Raw genomic sequence first — 23,364 nt, forward strand, 5'->3', positions numbered from 1 at the left:
AAAGCACCAAACACGCTTTTGCCCGTGTTTTTTTATGCCTTTTTTTCAGCACCGGAACTCTTGGTCAGTTCCTTTTTCAAACGGTTGATAGCTTTTTGTACGCTACCTTCAATCTTGCGATAGCTTAACGGCTCTTTTCCCACGTAAATAAACATCACTGCCAGTTGCTGCTCTGTGGTCTCGAGGTACTCGTACAACTCATGCTTTCGCAAACGATACGCCTCACGTATCCTGCGCTTTAAAAGATTCCGTTTTACGGCACGTTTAAAATTTTTCTTTGGAACCGTAAATCCTGCCTGCACCGGAAAATCTCCCTCCCAGCCCTCCGGAGTATAGTAGACAACCTTCAGCGGATAGCAAAGAAACGACCGACCGGACTCAAACAACGTTCCGATAAGCTTCCGGCTGCAAAGCCGTTCTTCTTTATGAAAAGTATAACGTGCCATACGTTTTTTTCGGTACAAAAAAGGGGGAATAACCATCCCCCTTTCTCTCCGAAGCTATTTGAAAGCTTTGATTTATTTCTTGTTGTTAAAATCCTTCACATATTTCTCCAATGCCATGGTCATGGAAGGCGCGTCAGGGACCGGAGCTTCGATATCCAGTCTCAGGCCGGCTTCGCGAACTGCCTTGGCAGTGGATGGACCAAAGGTAGCAATCTTGGTATCATTCTGCTCAAAATCAGGAAAGTTCTGCAGCAATGACTTAATACCGGACGGACTGAAGAATACGAGAATGTCGTAATTCACATCTTTCAAATCCGAAAGGTCGCTACTGACCGTGCGATACATGATCGCCTTGGTGTACTTCAGCTTTGCTTTATCCAGTAATTCAGGGATTTCCGCCTTATGGATATCGGAAAGCGGGATGATGTATTTTTCATCCTTATGTTTCTTAAGGATGTCAACCAAATCGGCAAATCTTCCATTGCCGTAAAAAATCTTTCTCTTCCGGTAAACGATGTATTTCTGAAGGTAGAAGGCGGTCGCTTCCGAAATACAGAAATACTTCATGGAATCGGGAACGGTAATGCGCAGTTCCTGAGCAATACGGAAGAAATGGTCGATAGCGGTTCTACTGGTGAAGATAACCGCTGTGTGATCCAGAATCTGTATGCGCTCTTTTCTAAAATCTTTTGAAGATATTCCTTCTACCTGAATAAACGGGCGAAAATCAATCTTCAAATGGTTTTTTTCAGCAAGATCTTTGTAGGGAGATCGAGCTGAAGTAGGTTCTGGTTGCGATACTAAAATGCTCTTGATCTTCAATTTTTCAAGATTTTTTGGGTGAAAAACGTTTGCGTGTTGATTTATACCTGCCCGAAAATGAGCTTATAAACCAAAAGCAACGGAAAAATTTCAAGGATACAAAGGTACAAAATCAAATAGAATATAGAAATACCATTTCTGAGAGCGACCAGTGCTCCCCGGATCAGCGATGCCGCATAGAGTACAACGGTAATCGATATTCCAGCTACAAACATAATTTTTGACCACTCGGGAGCCAAAGACGTCACAATTATGATGGGTAGCAGAAAAATTCCTAAAGCTTTGGTATATATTCCGTAGTTAAAAAACACTTCCGAAACCACTGCTCCCCGCATAAACAGAGCACCGCTCAAATGATATAAAATCATCTTTCCGATACCGTAAGCCCCCAACAAAACAAAGTAGCTGATCAATAGCTTGTAGCCTCCCAGTCCAAGCCAGGAAAAACTTCCGTCGTGATTGGAAATTTGATAAACGAAAACCGACGTCACAACAAGTGACATCACATCCAAACGGAAAGAACCATGGGAAATTTTGTAACCGCGTTCGCGGAAAAGCCGGCTGGCTGTAGAATAGTTAATCAAACTGGTAAACAGGTGATTGAGGTATTTACCAAAAACCAACCGGACCGATGCAAAAAGAATCAATGCCAACAAAATAACTCCCAATAACCAGTCCTGCCGAACGGAAGCGAATTCCTTTCCTTCCTTACCTACCGGGATCATGGGCAATTCCGTCGTCAGAGTATCCTGGTGCAGCGTATCCTGAACCGCAGTAAGCGAATCGACCTGAAGTGAGTCCTGGTGGACCATCAGCGTATCGCTTGCCTGGGCTTGTTGTGCCGCCTGAATCGAGTCTTGTTTTTGCTGTGCCTTGATTCGCGCTTGTCGCACCGCGCGGGCTTTTCGCCTGGCAGCCTGCTCGGCCTGCGCTTTCGCGATTGAATCCCGGATGGCCATCTGCCGGAATATCCGGGCAGCTGAGGTATCGACAGTCGTCTGGCTCTGAACTTTCAGAACCGGCTTGGCTGTGTCCTGGTGCGTCTCGGTTTGAATCGGCTGCACCAGCGAGTCCACTCGCAGAGAATCACTTTGCTGACTTTGTAATAAAGGGGAAATCACCATAAAATAAGGCACTTTTCAGGCTCTGCAAAGATATAAAATATTGGATAATGCAATACAGGCTCACATTTTTCAATTCGTGTGACCACCGACCGGGAATCCTCTTTATTTTTGCAGGAATGAAAGCAGAAAAGAATCCCATTCCAATCTACCTCGCGCCGTTGCAGGAATATACCGATGCCGTTTACCGAAACGCACATTTCCGGTTGTTCGGCGGAGTGGACAAATATTTTGCTCCCTACCTCGTCCTCCAAAACGATGGTTCGGTGAAGAAATCAACCTGGCGGGATATTCTGCCGGAAAACAACCCGGATGTTTTACCGGTTCCGCAAATTCTGGCCGGCACAATCGACGAATTTGTTTTGCTGGCCAATAAAATCAAGGAGTTGGGTTACCGCGAAATGAACTGGAACCTGGGTTGTCCTTACCCGATGGTAACGCGTCGTGGACGGGGGGCCGGACTTCTGCCTCATCCTGAGAAAATCAGAGAAATACTCGACAAAGCATTTGCCATTCCTGAAATTACCCTTTCGGTGAAACTGCGGGCGGGCCTGGAGTCGAGAGAGGAACTCTTCCCTGTTCTGCAAGTGCTCAACGATTTCCCGGTAACCGAAGTCATCCTGCATCCCCGCATTGCCAAAGATTTGTACAAAGGCGAAGCCGACCGGAAATTATTCGCAGAAGCCAAAGAAATTTGCCAGCGTCCGCTGATTTACAACGGAGATGTAGTGACTGCCGACGACGCCAGGGATTTTACCTTCCGGGAAAATATTTCCACGCTCATGATTGGCCGTGGAATTCTGCAGAATCCTTTTCTGGCTTCGGAAATAAATGATACTTCCGCTGTAGCGGAAAAAAAGAAAATTCAGCTTCTCCGGGAATTTCATGCTGAAATTTATTCCGCTTACGCTGAGAAACTAAGCGGATTTAGCCACCAACATATGCGTATGATTAAGTTTTGGAGCTATTTCAGCGAAAGCTTTCCGGAGCCGCGAAAGGCATTCAAGAAAGTGAAGAAAGCCACGTCCGAAGCAAAATATGATGAAGCAGTGAGCCAGGCTCTTCGTCAGTTTGAATGGTAAAAAGAGAGAATGATGAAAAAAACCAACGCAGCCCGCATCCTCGACCGCCAGAAAATCAGCTACCAACTGGCTGAATATACGGTAGATGAAAATGATTTGAGTGCCGAACATCTGGCTGAAGTTTCCGGATTTCCGGTAGAAAAAGTCTACAAAACGCTGGTGGCTCGCGGCGATCGAAACGGGATTTTTGTGTGCGTGATTCCGGGCGCGGGTTCCCTCGATTTGAAAAAAGCAGCCAAAGCCAGCGGAAACAAAAAGGTGGCAATGGTTTTAATGAAGGAATTGGAGCCGCTTACCGGCTACATTCGGGGCGGTTGTTCCCCGTTAGGAATGAAAAAGAATTACCCGGTTTTCATCGACGAATCGGCATTCGAACTGGAGGAGATTTTCATTAGCGCTGGACAGCGCGGGTTGCAACTTCGTCTCGCTCCCGCCGATTTGCAAAAAGTAACCGGGGCACAAGTGGTATCGCTCACCTGACGCCCCGGCAGAAATCTTATCAGTGAGCCTCGAGCCAGTTGGCGGCCGACTGCATATCAACCGTCAGCGGTACGTTCAGCTCTACGGCGTGTTCCATTTCGTGTTTGACCAGCTTTTTCAACACTTCCAGTTCGTCTTTCAGCGCATCAAAGTTCAATTCATCATGCACCTGCAGCATCATCTTCGATTTTAGTCCTTTCTCCTGCATTTTCCTGTGAATGTTGATCATCGCCACTTTGATGACGTCAGCTGCTGAACCCTGAATTGGCGCGTTGATGGCGTTCCGTTCGGCAACCCCGCGCACCACCGCATTGCCCGAATTAATATCGGGTAGATAGCGCTTCCGTCCCATTAACGTTTCCACGTAGCCTTTTTCACGGGCATTATGAATTTGCTCATCCATGAACTGCTTCACGCGACTGAAGTTCTCAAAATAGCCGTCAATAAGCTGTTTTGCTTCCGTTCTCGGAATATTCAACCTTTGCGATAAGCCGAAGGCTGAAATTCCGTAAATGATGCCGAAATTGGCCGTTTTGGCCTTCCGACGCATGTCGGATGTGACCTCATTCAACGGGACGCCATAAATCTTCGCAGCAGTTGTCGCGTGAATGTCCTCACCGTTTCGGAAAGCTTCCATCATGGCTTTGTCGCCTGAAATGGCAGCCATGATGCGCAATTCAATTTGAGAATAGTCGGCTGAAAGGTAAACATGCTCGTCATCTGAGGGAACAAATGCTTTCCGGATTTCCCGACCATTTTCATCCCGAATGGGAATATTCTGCAGGTTGGGATTGTTCGAGCTCAAACGCCCGGTTGCCGCAATGGCCTGGTTGAACGATGTGTGAATTTTTCCGGTTCGTGCATTGATCAGCTTAGGCAGCGCTTCCACGTACGTGCTCAATAATTTCTTCAAGCCACGATAATCAAGCACCTTTCCCACAATCTCATGCTTGTCCTGCAACTTGACCAGCGTCTCCTCGTTGGTCGAATATTGCTTGGTCTTTGTCTTCTTGGCTTTGCTGTCCAGCTTCAGCTTTTCGAAGAGAATTACGCCCAACTGTTTCGGCGATGATACATTGAAATCCTCGCCGGCCAATTGATGAATGTCTTTTTCCAATGTGATGATTTGCTCACGGAGTTCTTCTGCGTAAGCGTCCAATGCTTCCTTATCGATTTTCACACCGGCCTGCTCCATGGCGACCAGCACGGTCAGCAGAGGCATTTCCACCTCACGGAACAGTTTTTCCACGCCGGCTTTTTCCAGTTCACGGGCCAGGATAGGTTTCAGCTGCCAGGTAATGTCCGCATCTTCGCCGGCATATTCTTTTATCTTGGAAACAGCCACATCGCGCATCGAACGCTGGTTCTTTCCTTTCTTTCCAATCAGCTCTTCAGTCGCCACTTTTTTGTAGCCAAGGAACAACTCGCTCAGGTAATCGAGGTTGTGGCGCAATTCGGGCTGAACCAGGTAATGAGCAATCATCGTGTCGAAAATTTCGCCTTTCACCTCGATGCCGTAATTTCCCATCACCAGGATATCGTACTTGATATTCTGACCAATTTTCATGATGCGCTCATCGGCAAAAATGGAGCGGAATTCGTCCACCAACGCCTGCGCTTCTTCCTGGTCGGCTGGAACCGGCACATAAAAAGCTTCGTGGTCTTTCCACGAAAAAGACATTCCGACCAGTTGTGCCGTGTGCGGATCGATATCGGTGGTTTCGGTATCGAAACAGAACTCTTTCAGCACACACAAATCCGCCCGTAAGTCGGCACGCAATTCCGGCGTATCCATCAGAAAATACTCGTGATCCGTTGAGTTAATATCCGAAATATTTTCTGGTGCCATTTCCGGTTCCTGAGGCGATTCGGGTGCACCAAACAGCGTTCCCTGCTGAAAATTATTTTCTTGTTGCACCGGAATCTCTTCGTTCAAAATACGTTTCGCGAGTGTTTTGAATTCCAGTTCACTGAACAAATCGCGCAACACAGTTTTGTCCGGTTCGGTACGCACCAAACCATCCGGCGTCGCATCCAGCGGAACATCCAAAATAATTTTCGCCAGTTTCCTGGAAATCCGGACCTGTTCTTCGTTTTCCACCAGGCGCTCTTTTTGTTTACCTTTCAGTTTATCGATATTCTGATAGACTCCATCCACGCTGGCAAAATCCGAAATCAGCTTCATGGCCGTTTTGGGGCCAATTCCGGGACAACCGGGAATGTTATCTGCGGTATCGCCCATCAATCCGAGAATATCGATCACCTGTTCGGGCTTTTCAACCTGGAAATTTTCGCTCACTTCTTTCAGTCCCCACACTTCCAAATCGTTTCCGCTACGCTTCGGCTTGTACATGAAAATGTTCTCCGAAACCAGCTGCGCGTAGTCCTTATCGGGAGTCACCATGAAAACTTCATAGCCTTCTTTTTCGGCTGATTTGGCCAATGTTCCGATGACATCATCCGCTTCGAAACCTTCGCGTTCGACAATCGGAATATGATAGGCTTCAATCAGCTGACGGATGTAGGGAATGGATTTCCGCAAATCTTCCGGCATCTCTTCGCGGTTGGCTTTGTAAGGCTCGTACATTTCATGACGAAACGTGGGTGCTTTCAAATCAAAAGCCACTGCAATGTGACTGGGATCTTCCTGTTTCAGAATTTGCTCCAGGGTATTCAAAAATCCCATAATGGCCGAAGTATTTAAGCCTTTGGAGTTGTAGCGCGGATTTTTGATGAATGCAAAGTAAGAGCGGTAAATCAGTGCATATGCATCGAGCAGAAACAGTCGTTTCGGATTTTTTTCGGCCATTGTCTTGATTTTCTTGAGTTATCGGAATGAAGTTACAGCAAAGCGCCTGCTTTGTCAAGTATTTCACAGGGCTCAGATGGCCAAATCTACGGAAAGTAAAGGCAAAAAAAAACCGCCCCGGTAAGCAGGGCGGCGGTTATCGCAATTCGTTGTTTATTCACTGCAGGTACACTGGCCAATACAATCAACCAGTTTACTCAGGCTTTCGTGCTTCAGAAAGTAGAAGGTATTTTTTCCATCGCGCTGCGAGCAAAGAACACCTTTATCTTTTAAAATTCCGAGATGGTGCGAGGTAGTGGACTGCTCTATTCCGAGTCGTTCGTGAATTTCTGTTACGGTAAGTTTTGTGTCCCCCTCCAAAAAGCTGAGTATGGCAATGCGCATCGGGTGCGCAATTGCTTTCAACATATTGGCAGCTTTTTCCAGTTTTTCGCTTTCAAGTTCAGTTATATTCATCTAAAAAGCATTTTAACAAGTTATCATTCAGGTTACGTAATATATATCATCAAGAAATGCAAATATATAAATATATTGTACTGGTATCACCTTCTTGACGCCTGAGCAACTGTGCAATTACATTCCCTATTATGAAAAATATGTTATAAAACATTGAATATCAAAGCTTAACATTTATTTATAAAAACATTCTATTTTATTGCTAATCAGTAATTTAGAAAGTTTCAAAACAAGTTAACATTCGCAGATCAAATTAATTCTTACCTTTGGACGTTGCGGATTATAAGGATAGTACGATAAAGATGCCAACTATTTCCATTGATCAAATAAAGAATCCAATAGCTGAAGAGCTTAAAGGTTTCGAACCGTTTTTTCGTAAGTCTACGAAAACGGATATTCCCCTGCTTAACTCGATTATTAATTATATTCTCAGGCGCAAGGGTAAGCAAATGCGCCCGATGCTGGTTTTTCTGACCGCCAAGCTCAACGGGACCTTCAATACACGGACTTATCATGCGGCGTTAACCATCGAGTTACTTCACACGGCAACACTGGTGCACGACGACGTAGTGGACGAGTCTTATCAGCGTCGCGGATTTTTCTCGGTAAACGCCATCTGGCGGAATAAGCTGGCTGTTCTGGTTGGTGATTTCATTCTGGCAAAAGGCATGCTTTGGTCCATCGACCACGAAGACTACGATTTCCTTCAATTGATTTCGAAAGCCGTGGGCGACATGAGTGAAGGTGAGATTCTTCAGATTGAAAAAGCCCGAAAACAAGACATAACTGAAGAGGTTTATTTCGAAATTATCCGGAAGAAAACTGCTTCATTACTGGCTACCAGCGCTGCTGTTGGCGCCAGTTCGGTGACAACCAATAAAGATGTTATTTCGCGGATGCGGGAACTGGGCGAATTAGCCGGAGTTGCTTTTCAGATTAAAGATGATCTATTCGATTACGAGAAAACTAACATGGTGGGGAAACCTACCGGGAATGACATCCGCGAGAAGAAGATGACGCTGCCACTCATTCATGCATTGAATCAATCGGAAAACGGTGAGCGAAAGAAAATTCTGAAAATCGTGAAAAAACGAATCAAATCAGCGGAAGATATTGAGCAGGTTGTCACGTTTGTGAAATCGAAAGGCGGAATTGAGTATGCACACCAGGTGATGCTCGACTACCGCGACAAAGCGTTGAATATTCTGGCTGATTACCCTGATTCGGACGTAAAAACGTCTCTTCAGCAGTACATCTACTATATTACCGACCGAAACAAATAAACCCCGTAAAAAGCGCCGAAATGACGTTTTACGGGGCTGTTGTATTTTCGTCAGAAATCAGAAGTATTTAACCTCTTCTCCTACCATTTCCGTTAATAAGTTATTTGCCAGTCGACTGGCACCAATACGGAAGAGTTTGTTATTCATCCACTCCTCACCTAACACTTCTTTTACAACCGTCAAATACTGCAATGCTTCATCGGCTGTTGAAATTCCGCCGGCAGGCTTAAATCCAACTTTGCGGCCGGTTTCTTCATGGTAATGCTTAATGGCTGTCGTCATGACCCAAGCTGCTTCCAATGTGGCCGCCGGATCCATTTTTCCAGTAGAGGTTTTGATGAAATCAGCTCCGGCATGCATCGCAATCAACGAAGCTTTCCAGATGGCTTCCGGTGTTTTCAATGCTCCTGTTTCCAGGATAACTTTCAAGTGTGCTTTTCCGCAAGCTTCTCTCAATTGCTTGATTTCGTCAAAAACAAATTCGTAGTTTCCGGCCAGAAAATCGCCAATGGAAATGACAATGTCAATTTCGTCAGCGCCCACTTCTACGGTTTTCTTTGTTTCCATCACCTTCACATCGGCAAACGTCATCGATGAAGGAAAACCAGCTGAAACCGCAGCGATATTCACTCCTTCTGCTTTCAGGTTTTTCCGGACTACCTGAACCAGTTTCGGATAAACGCAAATAGCGCCTACGTTCGCCAATCCGGGAAACTGCTCCTTGAAATTGGAAACATTGTCGGCGAACTGCTTTCCGCGTTCCTCGGTATCTGTCGAGTTTAACGTGGTCAGGTCAATACACGAGAAAGCCAGTTCCAGCGTTTCGTCATTCCGGTTACCGGCATATTTATTCAGCACATTTTCAATGGCTTGTTTTACTTCTTCGTCCGCAAATTTGCGATCGAAACCGTTGATGGATTTCATTGTAGAAACTTTATGTTTATAATTTTTGATTATTCTTATGTCGCTCGCTATCGCGATTGGTTTTCTTTTCCAGGTTCTTCCGGAATGCCGATGTAATGTCTACTCCGGTTTGATTGGCCAGACAAAGCAGCACCCAAAGCACGTCGGCCATTTCGTCGGCTAATTTACTGCCATCTTCGCCTTTTTTGAATGACTGATCGCCATATTTCCGCGAAATAATGCGGGCCAGCTCTCCCACTTCTTCCGTCAGGATAGCCATATTGGTCAACTCACTAAAATAGCGGACTCCGTACTTTTTAATCCAGTCGTCCACCATCGTTTGCGCTTCCTGCAGCGTCACCTGTTCTTCCATTTATTCCTTGTTTTTGGTATCGATGAGAATTGTAACCGGCCCGTCGTTCACCAACTCTACGTCCATATGCGCGCCAAACTCTCCTGTCTGTACCTCTTTACCCAAATCCTTCGATAATTGTTCTATGAAAGCTTCGTACATCGGCACGGAAATTTCCGGTTTGGCGGCTGTGATATAGGATGGCCTGTTTCCTTTCTTCGTTTTCGCGTGAAGCGTAAACTGACTAACAACAAGCAGTTCTCCATCAACATCTTTAACTGAAAGATTCATGACATCATTGTCATCATTAAATACTCTTAATTGAGTAATTTTATTACTCAACCATTGAATGTCTTCTTTTCCGTCAGCATCTTCGACTCCCAATAATACAAGCAAGCCTTTATTAATGAACGATTTAACGTTTCCATCAATAGTTACTGAAGCCCGGCTAACCCGTTGAATCACTACACGCATAGTACCTCCAAATTTTGGAGCACTAATTTAACGATTTACGGCCGTATGAAGCAAGATTAAGCGCAAAACCCTATTTTTGCCAGCATATTGACAAACATTGAGCTATGTATTACCTGGTTTCATCGTCGAACGACCCGTATTTCAATATTGCATCGGAAGAATATTTGCTGAAAAACTTCACTGATGAGTTCTTCCTTCTCTACATCAACGAGCCCTCAATCATTGTAGGTAAACACCAAAATACGCTGTCAGAAATCAATCTCGACTATGTTGAAACCAATGGAATTAAAGTGGTTAGGCGATTGTCTGGCGGGGGTACGGTTTTTCATGATTCAGGAAACCTTAACTTCTGTTTCATCCGGAATATCGCCGCCAACGAAGATATTTCATTCAAACGTTTTACACAACCGATAGTCAACGCTCTCGCGATCATTGGAATTGCAGCTACTTTTTCGGGCCGGCACGATTTGCTGGTGAAAAGCAAAAAAATCTCAGGTAATGCGATGCATGTTTACAAAAAGCGCGTTTTATCGCACGGGACGCTGCTTTATAATTCCCAAATCGGGAAGCTTTCAAGTGCTTTGAAATCGAATCCTTCGTTTTTCCAGGATAAAGCAGTCAAATCAAACCGCTCCCGGGTTGCCAATATTTCCTCATTCCTTTCCTCTCCTCCTTCAATTGAAGAGTTCACACAGCAAATTTTGGGACATATCCGCGAAGTCAATCCGGATGCAGAAGCCTATACTTTTTCGAAAGAAGATTTAGCGGCGATCGAACAATTGCAAAAAGAAAAATTCGGAACATGGGAATGGAACTACGGCTATTCGCCCAAATATGTATTCCGGAAAGACGGAGTGATTTCAGGAAAAACTGCTTCGTTAAGCCTGAAAATAGAGAAAGGAAGAATAAAATCGGTGGAATTGACGAGTGAGATTCTATCGCCTGAATTGATAGATGCTCTTTCTGATAAATTGATGGACACCTTCCATGAACGAAAGGACATAAAAGAAAAATTACAGCAGTTTTTGGAGGAAAATGAACTGAAAAGTATAAATGCAGCAGAATTTTTGAACCTTTTCCTTTAGTTTAGCTATTAAAAATCCAGGTAACATTTACTTACCAATTGATTTACTGATACTTGATTTCATATAAGAAATTACCTTTTCAGCTTTTGACTGCCCAATTACTCCGGCTATCTCTTCCACCGAACGGCTTTTTATCTGTTCCAGCGACTTAAATTCCTTCAAAAGTGCTTCAACTGTTTTAGGACCAACGCCGGGGATATTATCCAATTCCGATTTAATAAAACCAGCAGAACGTTTATTGCGGTGAAAGGTAATTCCGAACCGATGCGCTTCGTCACGCAGGTGCTGAATGATCTTTAAAGTCTCTGAATTTTTATCGAGATAAATGGGAACGCTGTCACCCGGAAAAAAGATCTCTTCCAGTCTTTTGGCAATTCCAATTATGCTGATTTTTCCCCTCAAACCAAGTTTTTCCAACGAATTTAAAGCAGCGCCCAACTGTCCTTTTCCTCCATCAATGACGATTAACTGCGGCAACTCCTTCTCCTCATCCAACAACCGACGGTAGCGACGGAATATAATCTCCTCCATTGAGGCAAAGTCATTGGGACCTTCTACTGTTTTAATATTGAAGTGCCGATAATCCCTTTTGGCCGGTTTTCCATTTCGAAAAACAACGCATGATGCCACTGGATAATTTCCCTGGATATTCGAGTTATCAAAACATTCAATGTGAACTGGCTCTTCTTTTAACCGTAGATCGGTTTTCATGGTCTCCATAACCCGATCAACTTTATTCTGCGGATTACGAAGCGACTGCTGTTTTCGTTTTTCAAGTTTGTAAAAACGGGCATTTTTCTGCGAAAGCTCTAATAACTTCTTCTTGTCTCCGCGCTGTGGAATCGTAAAATTGATTTGGTCGAAATCAGTATCCGGATGAAAAGGAACCACAATTTCCCGCGCATTGGAAAATACTTTTTGCCGAATTTCGACAATTCCAAGTGCCAACAATTCCTCTTTTGATTCATCCAAACGCTTCCTCATTTCGATGGTGTGTGACTGAATAATGGCCCCATCAACGACCTTCAGGAAATTGACGTAACCAAATTTTTCATCTTCATCGAACGAAAAAACATCCAGATTAGTAATGGATGAGCCAACAATCGTCGATTTGCTCCGGTACTTTTCGAGAATATCGAGCTTCGATTTTATTTCTGCTGCTTTTTCGAATTCATACGAAGAAGCATACTCATCCATGACTGTTTTGAGATGTGATGTGACTGAATTCAGATTTCCTTTCAGAATATTTTTAATCTGATCAATCATCTCGTTGTACTCACCTTCTTCCTGAAGTCCCTCACATGGCCCTTTGCAATTTCCTAAATGGTATTCCAGGCAAACTTTGTATTTGCCTTTCGCAATATTTTCCTGCGCCAGATTATAGCCACAGGTCCGAATGGTGTAAAGCTGTTTGATTACATCCAGAATAGTGCGAACCATTCCAACCGAAGTGTAAGGTCCGAAATAGAGAGAACCGTCACGAATCACTCGTCGGGTAGAAAAAACTCTTGGGAAAGGTTCGTTTTTTATACAAATCCAGGGAAAGGACTTATCGTCCTTGAGAAGGACGTTGTAGCGCGGCTGGTATTTTTTTATGAGATTATTTTCGAGGAGAAGTGCATCTTCTTCTGTCTCGACCACCACATGTTGAATATCGGCAATCTTCCGAACCAGAATTTCAGTCTTCCGGTTATCGTGGCGTTTGGTAAAATAGGAGGAAACCCGCTTTTTGAGGTTTTTGGCTTTACCTACATAAATGATTTTTCCATCGGAGTTGAAATACTGATAAACCCCGGGAGATTCGGGAAGGACCCGAACCAATTCTTTTAATCGTTCGTTCCGCAGGTTTTCCTCACTCATATTCTCTGCTTAAAAATGAATCAATGACCAAACAGGTACTTGCTCATCGATTTTCTCCCGTCCTTTCAGAAAATCCAACTCCACAAAAAAGTTGACGAAAATCTTCTTCACTCCAAATTTGCGGACCAGATCGATTGTTGCACCAACAGTTCCTCCGGTAGCCAACAAATCGTCATGAATTAAAACAACATCTTCAGACGAAAGTGCGTCGGTGTGCATTTCCAGTGTGTCTGTCCCGTATTCTAATTCGTAAGATTGTTTGTAGGTTTCGGCTGGTAATTTCCCCGGCTTACGAACAGGCACAAAACCGGCATTTAATTCATACGCCAGTGCGGTTCCCAAAATAAAACCGCGAGACTCCACTCCTACAATTCGGGTAATACCCAAATCGCGATAATGATTCGCCGTTTCCTTTACAATAAACTGCATAAGCTCGGGCTGCTTAAATGCAGTGGTTACATCTTTAAATTGAATTCCCGGCTTCGGAAAGTCGGGAATATTCCTGATAGATGCTTGTACAACATCCAAATTAATTTTTGCCATTTTAGCTGTTTAAATATAGGAAAATCAATAAGTCTACAACTTTTACGCTTATGTTCCACGTGGAACATTACCGTCCCAGAAGCACCAAAAGTACATTTATATCACTCGGCGAAACACCGGAAATCCGACTCGCTTGTCCAATGGTGTCCGGCTGAATTCTATCCAATTTTTGACGGGCTTCAGTGGACAATGATTCTAAGGATAGATAATCAAACTTACCAGTGATATTGATATTCTCGAGCCGATTCAATTTGTCAGCAATTCCTTTCTCCCTTTCAATGTATCCGGAATATTTCATCAGAATTTCGGCTGATTCAAAAATTTCATTTCTCCTCTCCCCAGGAAGTGAATCATACAATTTCTTCAGTCCGCGAACCGCACCCAATAAATCAAAAATCCTTAGCTGAGGCCGAAGAACCAAATTAAACAATTTCGTTCCCTGTTTAAGTGGTGCGGTATTCTTTTCTTCCAAAAGATCATTAATGTACTGCGGCTTCACCGAATACTCCTTACAGAAATCAATCACTTTATCGCGTAAGGATATTTTCTCTTGCAACAAAGCATAACGCTCCTCGTCTACCAAACCGAGTTGATACCCTTTTTCGGTAAGTCGAATGTCGGCATCGTCCTGCCGCAATAGAATCCGATATTCCGCTCGGCTGGTAAACATCCGGTAAGGTTCGTCTACTCCCTTAGTCACTAAATCATCGATCAGCACACCGATGTACGATTCATTACGCCCGAGCGTGAACGGTTCTTTCCCGTTTATCTTGAGGTGTGCATTAATTCCTGCGATGATACCCTGGGCAGCTGCTTCTTCATATCCTGTTGTTCCATTTATCTGCCCGGCAAAATACAGATTTGAAACCATTTTTGTTTCCAACGTATGATGAAGCTGTGTCGGATCAAAATAATCATACTCGATGGCGTAACCAGGTCGAAGTACGCGCGCGTTCTCCAACCCTTCCACTTTATGGATAGCTTTGATCTGAACATCCCAGGGAAGAGATGAAGAAAACCCATTCAGATAATATTCAATCGTACTCTCTCCTTCCGGCTCCAGAAACAACTGATGTTTTTCCTTGTCAGCAAAGGTCACCAACTTAGTTTCGATACTTGGACAATACCGCGGACCAAGTCCTTCAATACTACCATCAAACAACGGTGAAAACTCAAAGCCGGTAGAAAGCTCTTCATGAACTTCCTTATTCGTATAGGTAATAAAACAACTTTTTTGTTTCAATGCCTGATTATCGGAACTGGGCAAATAACTGAACTTTCCGTACGATTCATCTCCGGCTTGTTCCTGCAATTTCGAAAAATCAATCGAACGACCATCAATTCGTACTGGCGTCCCCGTTTTCATCCGCCCCACTTTGAACCCAAAATCAAACAGCTGGGCCGACATCCCTTTTGAGGAAGGTTCTGATATGCGTCCGCCTTCAATTTGCGTTTTTCCAAAATGCATTAAGCCATTTAAAAAAGTGCCATTCGTTAAAACAACAGCTTTTCCAAAAAACTCAACACCTAATTCAGTCCTTACTCCGCACACACGATCTCCTTCGAAAATGAGGTCTTTTACCATTCCTTGCCAGAAATCGACGTTCGGAATGCCCTCTAAAACGGATCTCCAATTCTCTGAGAATCGCATTCTGTCGCACTGAGCCCTTGGACTCCACATTGCAGGCCCTTTAGAACGGTTTAACATTCTGAACTGAATTGTACTCCGATCAGTAACAATTCCCATGTAGCCACCAAGAGCATCTATCTCTCTCACAATCTGCCCCTTGGCAATACCACCAACGGCTGGATTACAGCTCATTTGTGCAATCTTATTCAGGTCCATAGTCACTAATAAAACCTTCGAACCCAAATTTGCTGCTGCTGCTGCAGCCTCACTACCGGAATGACCGGCTCCTACTACTATCACATCATATTTTGGCAGCATATTCTCTTTTCTTTATTTTTCAATATTATGATAATCTAAAATAGACGCGTTTTCTTGCTGCGTCATTTCCTCCTGGTCATTCTCATTTTTATCATTAAATCCTATCAAATGCAAAATACCATGAGCGAGAACCCGAAGCAATTCTTCATCATAAGAAACATTAAACTCAATAGCATTATCGGCAACTCTTTCGGTACTGATGAACACATCACCTGACACGGTGTCACCCTCGGTATAATCGAACGTAATAATATCAGTCAGGTAATCGTGACTTAAGTATTGTCGATTCACCTCCAACAAATACGAATCGCTGCAGAAAATGTAACTGAGCTCACCTATTTCTTTCTTATGCTTATTAGCAACAAAAACAAGCCATTTTTTAACGCGTTCAGTATCGAGATGGGGAAATTCCACATCCTCATTGTAAAACTCAATATTCACTACTAAATACGGATTAATAATTTGACGACATTCCCTTTACCGATAACCTCAAACCCATCGCAAAGGTTTTTAATAAAAAATATTCCCCTGCCATTTTCCTTGGTTACATTATCGCCACAGGTAGGATTAACAACACATTCCGGGTCAAAACCATTTCCTTCATCTTCTATACGAACCTGAATTGCAGATTCATCTACCTCCAAATCGATCTTGACTTTCTTACTCTCATCAGACTTATTCCCATGAATAATCGCATTTTGAACAGCTTCAAGCAATGAAGTCTGAAAAGAAAAGTAGGTCTCACAATCAAGCGACAACGAATCACGCATCTCGTGACACACCTTAAGGCACGTTTTCAACTCTTCGATGCGAGAGTGAATTTCCAATTGCCGTCTGATTATATTACCGACCATTAATATTTTTTAGATAAGAATTAAACTTTTCACGGTAAAAATAGTTCATTCTCCAGTATGACCTCGAAATTATGTCAAGCTCATCTTCCTTTTTCGCTTCCTTCTCAAAATACTTTTTAGGATGACTTACCAGCTGATTTTTAGCCGATTCAGACTCTCTTTCGTTGTCTGAATTACGCTGCATTTTGGCATTTTGTGCATCCAATAAATGTTCAAATATAAGATTTTGTCGCTTAACTGTCTGTTGGGTAACGTTTTTACTTACCAAATCATTTCGATTTTGATTGAGTAACCTTTGCGCTTCCTTCAGCTGCTTCTCTACATCCGGACCTAAATTACCCCTTAAAACCTGCCCCCTGATGGCTTGCTCAATAATCTCCTGCTGCATCAACATCTTACCAAGTTGATCATTTCCGGGCTGTTGCCCATTCTTCAGATCATTCAACATACTCTGCATTTGCTCCTTCAACTTTTTCTGAAGCGCTGCCAAGCTGGGAATTGAATTGTTTTTACCGCCAGGCTTATTGCAGGTGCCGTCACCGGGCTGTGCGTTCTTCATCATATCCATGATTTGCTGCAATGCCTCTGAAAGATACAACGCCAGGTTGTTAGCAGACGTCATGGAAAACTGTTGATTTACCCTTCCTTTCTGATACTGACTTTCTTCTAAACCGGAAAGTGCTTTATCGGTATAATATTTCCAATTGAGCGACTCCTTGCCTATTTGCATATTAATCTGTGGCGCTTGTTTCGACAACAGGTACAGCGTATCGCGCAACTGTTCCTCAAACTGCACCAGATTCTTTTGCTTGTCGAGATAGCTTGTCAACGCGGGATCCAAAGCTGAAACTCCGCGCATCTCATCCATCAAATTCTCTTGCTGAAAAGAATAAGTCAGAATATTATCCGCGAGGTATTGAATCCGCCGAACCTGTTCCCAATCAATTTCCATCTGTGAAGACAACATACTCTTATTCAAATTATCGGCTACCTTCTTCAGGGAACGACTAATCCGGTCAGAAATATCACTGCGCTTATTCCTGCTTCCCTTCTTTTCAGAAAGCGATTGCATATCATCGTTTATGTCTTTCTGGAGCGAACCCGACTTGTTAATCGAATAAGGCTTTTCCAACTCATCGTTCTGCTCCATTACAGAATCGATTGCTGAAAAGGCTGCTTTAATATCTTCATCTTGCTTAGCCAACAACGAATCCTCTTTGAAACGACCGCCTTTTTTCATCAAGTCGGACAAAGCATTTTGCTGTTTTGCCAGCTCCTGTAAATTGTTTTCAATGTCATGAATGGACTTTTCCACCTGCATTTTCTTCAACAAAGCGATGTTTCTGTCCAACTGCTTACTCAAATCATCCAACCGATAATTGATATCTTTGGTCAATTCGTTGAATTTCTTTTGGTCAAACTGGTTCATGAGGGTGTTCAACTCATCGAACAACTTTTTCAAGTCATCGGAATAAAGCTGATCCATCAACTTCTCCACTTGCTTTTGCTTCTCCAACAAAGCAGGCGACAGCTGTGAGAAATTTTTGGACAGATTATTCAGCTTCTGATTCTCCTTACTCACATTATCCATCAACTGATGAAGCTGGCTGTTCTGTTGCTTAATTCCTTCCGATATTTGCTTCTTTTCCCAATCGGTGAGTTGACCACTTAACATCTTATCCCGCATCTTCCCAAAATCCTGTTGTATCTTCCGGGCCACTTCCTTCCCTTCATTCAATTTGTCTTCAAGCCGCTGATAGCCTTTCTTATTTTCCGCTTCCACTTGGTGAAACCCGGGAAAGCGAAACGTAAACACCTCACTTTGTTTCTTCTTAAAGTGATGAAGCTTGTCATTATCGGCCACCGTAAACCAATATCGATAAACGCCGGGCTTTAACCCCTTGAAACTATATCCGTAGAAAAAATCCTGTGGGTTTTGGTTCGGATGAACAGAAACATTTAATGTGGAATCAAGCTGATCACCAACGACGTGAAATTTCACAGCATTGATGCCATAATCGTCTGATATTCTTCCGTGAAAATAAAAAGCTGTAAGATTTACGGAATCCTGAATCTGCTTCACCGCGATGGAAGGGTATTCATCTTTCAAAACTTTTAAGTTATATACCAATCCATCATCCGTGAAATTTGAATTCTTTACCCTAAAAAAATATTCGGTGTTGCCTTTTATCGTCGAGTCTAAACGAAAACTCCCATCATCCTGTCTGACCATTTGTTCGGCATGTGAACCTGAACAAACAAAAACAGAATCAGCATCAACGGCGTTTAGCGTCCACCTCACCCTACTTCCTGCAGGAACTTCGGCGTCACCCTGGTTCTCCAGCGTTCGGGAAGCCATAGACGTATATTTGGGTGGGCTAACATTGACTGTAAATGCCCTGATAACAGGAACCGCCAAACACTTGATATCATAAACACCGGAGTAATATGTCCCGCCATTCAACTGAAACTGTAAATCGTGATACACATTTCCAATGGTGTAACTGTAAGAACCATCCCCGATAGGTTGCATGGCAAATTGATTTCCATTCATCACCACGTTCAAGCGTGCCGGAAAATTATTTCCTTGCAAACGAACACGAATCTTAAATGAATCTCCTTTCTTCACAGAAAGTGAATCATTTAAAAGCACAAATGAGAAATCGGCAGCGGGAGAGAACTCCTGATTGTAATGGACGTATTGGTTATATCCTTTTACCAGAAAGCCAGGAGTAAAGAGACAAACAGAAACGAAAAGCGCAACTGCCATTCCTAAAGTCCACTTTTCAATTTGTGGCAAACGAAACCGGAAAGCTTCCTTCAGCGGATACTTCTGAACAATTTCAAGCTTTTGCTTAATACTTGCATTTACTAGATCATTTCCACCATTCTCGTCATAAACAGATTTCAGCTCCAGCATGTTCTGAAACCGATCTTCTAAACCAGAAAAACGGGCCCTCAAAATCTTACTAATCTCTTTCGGTGCAAAACCTGGAAGCCAATGGAACAATCTAAAAAAAGGCAAACCAACAAAAAAAATGAAGAGACTAATTATCAGGAAAATGAAGAAGTAAAAAAGAACTGTCCTAACGTCAGAACCAAAATAGTAGACTTGCTGTAAACCAATAAGTACAAACGACAATCCGACAACAACAAGCGCAAACCGAATAACTCCCAGCAGGACTTTATTACGGTAATACAGTCGGCGTAATGCTTTGTACAGTATGTCTATTTCCTTCCACTCTTTCATCAGTCTTTCTCTTCCGGAATACAACTAAATTACAAAATCAGGCATAAAAGAAATCTTCCATAATGCGATCGGAAACAAAAATTCCTTTTTCTGTTAATCTGAGAATGTCATTCTCTACAAAAACCAAGTCAGTCCCCCGATATTTAGCAAGTGATTTATGAAAATGCCTTCCAAGCTCACTATTCCACTCCGTTTCAATCTTCCGTATATCGATGCCCCAGATCGTCCGAAGCGAAGTGATGATGTAGTCATTATACCGATCAACTTCGCTCAGCTCTTCAATACCGAAAAACTTCTGATTATCATTGACCAACTTAACATACTGCGGGTTACTGCGGATGTTCCACTGTCTCGATAGGCCGTCGTAGCTGTGAGCAGAAGGGCCAATGCCTAGATATTTCTTTTCTTTCCAGTAAGCAGAGTTGTGACGGGAATAATAACCTGGTTTGGCAAAATTACTTACTTCGTAATGTTCGTAACCGGCATTTTTCAAAGCCGATACCAAATACTCGTATTGCTCCAAGCTTACTTCATCGGGAACTTCGCTGAGTTTGCCATCCTGCAAACGCTGATATAAAACGGTGCCTTCGTGATAAGTGAGGTGGTAAGCCGAAACATGTTCCACATCCAGATTAACAACTGTATCAACTGACCGTTCCCAGGCTTCTTTGCTTAATCCCGGGATACCGTAAATTAAGTCAGCAGATATATTCTGAAAACCAGCTTCTCTTGCCAGAAGCACCGAACGAACCGATTGTTGCGCATTATGGCGCCGATTCAGGTATTTCAGTATCTCTTCGTCGAAGCTTTGTGTCCCTATGCTTAACCGGTTAAAACCTGATTTTTGAAGATCGTACAAATATTTCTGCTCTAAATCATCGGGATTAGCCTCAATAGTCCATTCTGCTTCATTGCTGACTTTGAACAATGAGTGCACTGATTCTTGTATCTTTTTCAGGTATTCCAATCGCAAAAGGGAAGGGGTTCCTCCCCCCAGATAGATGGTGTCAACAATCTCATCACCGAGATAATTCCTTCTCAGCGAAAGTTCTTTGAACTCTGCCTCCATGACACCTGGCAGGTCAGCAAGACGGCAACTCGTGTGGAAGTCGCAGTAATGACAATGCGTTTTACAGAAAGGTATGTGGAAGTATATGCCGGCCATTTTTGTATATTCGCAATTCAATGTAAATCAAAATGCAAAAGTACATTAAAATTATTGGCTGGTTTATCGTTATTCTCTATTTAACCTTAACACCGGCAGGCGACATTCCAAAACTGTCTTTGTTGTCAATTCCTTACTTCGATAAAGTAGTTCATTTCACGATGTATTTCGTTATGTCAATGCTACTTGCCGGATATTTTCATCAATTCAAAAAATATTCCAACCAGAAAATTCTGTTGATAAATGCCCTGTTGTTAATCTTTATAGGCGGCTTACTCGAGATTCTTCAATATGAGTTACCTATCAACCGTGATTGTAGTTGGGGTGATTTTGCAGCAAATACAACAGGAGCTATCACCGGTACATTAATTTACTTGTACTGGCTCAAAAATACTTTTGTAGGAAAATGGCTGAGTTAAAATTTCATTTTTCCAGGGAAACTGTCAGCTTCCGTTAGCAAGTCCGCAATCATTTTGTCCTTGAAGGTACTTATCAACTGTTTGCGAATATCAGAATAACTATCGTGTAACGCACATACATGAGACGCTTCCCTGCGGCCGTCGCAAGTATCATCAGAAAGAGCACAACTCTCAAACAGCTCCTTACCATCGATAATTTCTACCACTTTATATAATGAAATCTGATCCGGAGGCGCAGCCAGCGCAAAACCGCCATTGGGTCCTTTATTGGAAATCAAAACATTAAACCGGGCAAGCTTTTGCAGAATTTTACTTAAGAAAGGAGCCGGAATTTTCAATTCTTCGGCCAGTACTTTTATTCCACATTTTTGATTTTCATTATAGTTGGCTGCCATATAAATGACAGCACGAACAGCGTATTTACAAGTTTTTGATAACATCATCCGTTTTTACTTTTTATTTTCCACTGCCGCGAAAAGGAGAGCTCTTCAAAAGTCGGCATCGATTTATTTTTTCCCATTAAGTTTTTAGCGGTTAGCGAAACAGCCGAATTCTTCAAACTACCCTGTGTCACATCCATCCGTTTTCGGTTAGAGCTAATGTATTCAAAAAATTTCATTCCTGTGTCCCATCGCCAATCATTCCCTCCATTTTCGTTAGTTAGTTTTCGGTTTAAAAGTAATAATCTGGGCAATGGAATCATAACGGGACAAACTTCTTCACATTTTCCACATTGCGTACAGGCTGTACTTAGGTGACCAAACTCGGCAAAATTCTTCATAAAAGGAGTAATTACCGATCCAATTGGCCCACTGTAAACTGTATTATAGGTATATCCGCCAACCACTTTATAGATAGGACAAGCATTCAAACAAGCGCCACACCGGATGCACTTTAAAGCTTGCCATTGTTCGTTGGTATCCAGCATCGACGAACGTTCGTTATCGATAAGAATAATAAATTGCTTTTCGGGGCCATCCTCTTCGCTTTTTCTCTTAGGTCCGGTAAAAACGGTGTTATAAGCAGATATTTTTTGCCCCGTACCATGCCCGGCCAACAACGGCCAGATAAATCCTAAATCCTTCATCGAAGGAATTATCTTCTCAATTCCCGCAATAACGATATGTGTTTTCGGAAAAGACGTACTCATTACCCCGTTCCCTTCATTTTCAGTTAACGCAACATTTCCGTTTTCAGCAATCAAAAAGTTAGCTCCTGTAATTCCTGCGCCGGCTTCCTGGTACTGAATTCTCAATTTCTCGCGAACAAAGTTGGTCAACTCAACAGGCGTTGACTGGGTAGGTGTGTTAAAATGTTCGTGAAAAAGTTCAGCTACATCCTCCTTTGATTTGTGCATAGCCGGCGTGACAATATGAAAAGGTGGTTCGCCAGCAGTTTGCACAATGAATTCACCTAAATCAGTTTCCTGGCTAACTATTCCCAACTTTTCCAACTCTTCATTCAAGTGAATTTCCTCACTGAGCATAGATTTGCTTTTCACCACAAGTTCAACTTCTTCATTCAACAAGATGTCGGTTACCAATTCGATTGCTTCATCCTTATCCCTGGCCCATAATACCTGACTACCGTTTGCTTCAGCATTCTCCTCAAACTCCATCAGGTATTCGTCCAGCTGAGAAACGACCTTATCCTTTAAATCAGAAGCTCTTTTTCTGAGCGCATCGTGATCAGAAAAACGATTAAGTCCAGCCTGAAATGCATTATCATATTGACGAATATTGTACTTCAACTTCTGCCTTAAATCAACATTCACAGCAGCAATTTCTGAATCAATAACAAAGCGCTTCTTATTCTTCATTGTAACATATTATGTAATAATCAGTAGCTCTATTTCTCACTCTAAAAACTTAAAACGGAATCCGACCTTACGAAAACGGGAAATTATTGTGTATCCCGCGTTTTCAACAGAAATCAACAACGTTAACAACCTCCCAAAATGCTGTTTATCATCACATTTTTCTGTATGAAAAGCGTATTTCCTATTTCCATGT

General features: G+C 42.9%; 22 protein-coding genes. 5 read left to right on the top strand and 17 right to left on the bottom strand.

Features of this window, described 5'->3' with window-relative positions; translation table 11 throughout:
* Positions 1–32: 32 nt before the first annotated feature.
* The 3 genes from AC060N_RS20580 to AC060N_RS20590 all read right to left on the bottom strand — a co-directional run bounded on the left by AC060N_RS20580 (position 33) and on the right by AC060N_RS20590 (position 2,392).
* Positions 33–446 (bottom strand): ribonuclease P protein component, encoded by a 414-nt coding sequence (locus AC060N_RS20580; protein ID WP_479525349.1) that lies wholly within the window; start codon positions 444–446, stop codon positions 33–35.
* Positions 447–518: 72 nt separating this feature from the next.
* Entirely contained in the window at positions 519–1,268 is a 750-nt protein-coding gene (locus AC060N_RS20585) for a uroporphyrinogen-III synthase (protein WP_479525350.1), read from the bottom strand.
* A gap of 41 nt (positions 1,269–1,309) precedes the next feature.
* Entirely contained in the window at positions 1,310–2,392 is a 1,083-nt protein-coding gene (locus AC060N_RS20590) for a DUF4271 domain-containing protein (protein ID WP_479525351.1), read from the bottom strand.
* Between the two features lie 116 nt (positions 2,393–2,508).
* Between AC060N_RS20590 and AC060N_RS20595 the strand changes: the two genes are divergently transcribed.
* Together AC060N_RS20595 and ybaK are read left to right on the top strand one after the other, a co-directional pair.
* Positions 2,509–3,471 (top strand): tRNA dihydrouridine synthase, encoded by a 963-nt coding sequence (locus AC060N_RS20595; protein WP_479525352.1) that lies wholly within the window; start codon positions 2,509–2,511, stop codon positions 3,469–3,471.
* Positions 3,472–3,480: 9 nt separating this feature from the next.
* Positions 3,481–3,951: a Cys-tRNA(Pro) deacylase gene (gene ybaK / locus AC060N_RS20600; RefSeq protein WP_479525353.1), complete on the top strand. Its 471-nt coding sequence runs from the start codon at positions 3,481–3,483 to the stop codon at positions 3,949–3,951.
* Positions 3,952–3,970: 19 nt separating this feature from the next.
* Here the strand turns inward: ybaK and polA are convergent, their stop codons facing one another.
* A complete protein-coding gene (gene polA / locus AC060N_RS20605; RefSeq protein WP_479525354.1) occupies positions 3,971–6,760 on the bottom strand; it encodes a DNA polymerase I in 2,790 nt (929 codons plus the stop codon).
* Between the two features lie 153 nt (positions 6,761–6,913).
* A complete protein-coding gene (locus tag AC060N_RS20610) occupies positions 6,914–7,216 on the bottom strand; it encodes an ArsR/SmtB family transcription factor (RefSeq protein WP_025862622.1) in 303 nt (100 codons plus the stop codon).
* A gap of 302 nt (positions 7,217–7,518) precedes the next feature.
* Here AC060N_RS20610 and AC060N_RS20615 point away from each other — a divergent pair, with 302 nt between their 5' ends.
* Positions 7,519–8,499: a polyprenyl synthetase family protein gene (locus AC060N_RS20615; RefSeq protein ID WP_479525355.1), complete on the top strand. Its 981-nt coding sequence runs from the start codon at positions 7,519–7,521 to the stop codon at positions 8,497–8,499.
* 57 nt (positions 8,500–8,556) lie between these two features.
* Here the strand turns inward: AC060N_RS20615 and deoC are convergent, their stop codons facing one another.
* From deoC to dtd, 3 genes are read right to left on the bottom strand one after another with little or no spacing between them, the layout of a single operon-like run.
* On the bottom strand, positions 8,557–9,423 hold the full coding sequence (deoC, locus tag AC060N_RS20620; RefSeq protein ID WP_479525356.1) for a deoxyribose-phosphate aldolase: 867 nt from the start codon (positions 9,421–9,423) through the stop codon (positions 8,557–8,559).
* Between the two features lie 16 nt (positions 9,424–9,439).
* Positions 9,440–9,775, bottom strand: coding sequence for a nucleotide pyrophosphohydrolase (locus AC060N_RS20625; RefSeq protein ID WP_246187192.1), 336 nt, complete (start codon positions 9,773–9,775; stop codon positions 9,440–9,442).
* Positions 9,776–10,228 carry a D-aminoacyl-tRNA deacylase gene (gene dtd, locus AC060N_RS20630; RefSeq protein WP_479525357.1) on the bottom strand — a complete coding sequence of 151 codons (453 nt, stop codon included), beginning with the start codon at positions 10,226–10,228 and terminating at the stop codon, positions 9,776–9,778.
* A gap of 104 nt (positions 10,229–10,332) precedes the next feature.
* On the opposite strand from dtd, the gene AC060N_RS20635 reads away from it, so the two are divergent.
* Positions 10,333–11,313 (top strand): lipoate--protein ligase, encoded by a 981-nt coding sequence (locus AC060N_RS20635; RefSeq protein ID WP_479525358.1) that lies wholly within the window; start codon positions 10,333–10,335, stop codon positions 11,311–11,313.
* Positions 11,314–11,340: 27 nt separating this feature from the next.
* Here AC060N_RS20635 and uvrC read toward each other — a convergent pair whose 3' ends face one another.
* The 7 genes from uvrC to hemW form a co-directional block, all read right to left on the bottom strand.
* Complete coding sequence (gene uvrC / locus AC060N_RS20640; RefSeq protein WP_479525359.1) at positions 11,341–13,173, bottom strand: excinuclease ABC subunit UvrC; 1,833 nt, start codon at positions 13,171–13,173, stop codon at positions 11,341–11,343.
* Positions 13,174–13,182: 9 nt separating this feature from the next.
* Positions 13,183–13,716: an adenine phosphoribosyltransferase gene (locus tag AC060N_RS20645; protein WP_479525360.1), complete on the bottom strand. Its 534-nt coding sequence runs from the start codon at positions 13,714–13,716 to the stop codon at positions 13,183–13,185.
* Positions 13,717–13,783: 67 nt separating this feature from the next.
* Positions 13,784–15,664: a tRNA uridine-5-carboxymethylaminomethyl(34) synthesis enzyme MnmG gene (mnmG, locus tag AC060N_RS20650; protein WP_479525361.1), complete on the bottom strand. Its 1,881-nt coding sequence runs from the start codon at positions 15,662–15,664 to the stop codon at positions 13,784–13,786.
* Positions 15,665–15,676: 12 nt separating this feature from the next.
* The gene (gene ybeY / locus AC060N_RS20655) at positions 15,677–16,105 is read right to left on the bottom strand and encodes an rRNA maturation RNase YbeY (RefSeq protein ID WP_479525362.1); all 429 of its coding nucleotides are present in this window, start codon (positions 16,103–16,105) and stop codon (positions 15,677–15,679) included.
* 2 nt (positions 16,106–16,107) lie between these two features.
* Positions 16,108–16,518 carry an ATP-binding protein gene (locus AC060N_RS20660; RefSeq protein ID WP_479525363.1) on the bottom strand — a complete coding sequence of 137 codons (411 nt, stop codon included), beginning with the start codon at positions 16,516–16,518 and terminating at the stop codon, positions 16,108–16,110.
* The gene (locus tag AC060N_RS20665) at positions 16,508–19,768 is read right to left on the bottom strand and encodes a hypothetical protein (RefSeq protein WP_479525364.1); all 3,261 of its coding nucleotides are present in this window, start codon (positions 19,766–19,768) and stop codon (positions 16,508–16,510) included. The genes AC060N_RS20660 and AC060N_RS20665 overlap by 11 nt, the downstream gene beginning before the upstream one ends.
* A gap of 37 nt (positions 19,769–19,805) precedes the next feature.
* Positions 19,806–20,933: a radical SAM family heme chaperone HemW gene (hemW, locus tag AC060N_RS20670; RefSeq protein WP_479525365.1), complete on the bottom strand. Its 1,128-nt coding sequence runs from the start codon at positions 20,931–20,933 to the stop codon at positions 19,806–19,808.
* Positions 20,934–20,965: 32 nt separating this feature from the next.
* Between hemW and AC060N_RS20675 the strand changes: the two genes are divergently transcribed.
* Positions 20,966–21,352, top strand: a complete 387-nt coding sequence (locus tag AC060N_RS20675; protein WP_106540978.1) for a VanZ family protein — start codon at positions 20,966–20,968, stop codon at positions 21,350–21,352.
* Here the strand turns inward: AC060N_RS20675 and AC060N_RS20680 are convergent.
* Entirely contained in the window at positions 21,349–21,795 is a 447-nt protein-coding gene (locus tag AC060N_RS20680; protein WP_153640795.1) for an RrF2 family transcriptional regulator, read from the bottom strand. The two genes, AC060N_RS20675 and AC060N_RS20680, sit on opposite strands and share 4 nt — an antisense overlap.
* Positions 21,792–23,171 (bottom strand): lactate utilization protein B, encoded by a 1,380-nt coding sequence (locus AC060N_RS20685; protein ID WP_479525366.1) that lies wholly within the window; start codon positions 23,169–23,171, stop codon positions 21,792–21,794. Before AC060N_RS20685 ends, AC060N_RS20680 begins: the two co-directional genes overlap by 4 nt.
* Positions 23,172–23,364: the final 193 nt, after the last annotated feature.

This window comes from Prolixibacter sp. DSM 2831, assembly GCF_056493735.1.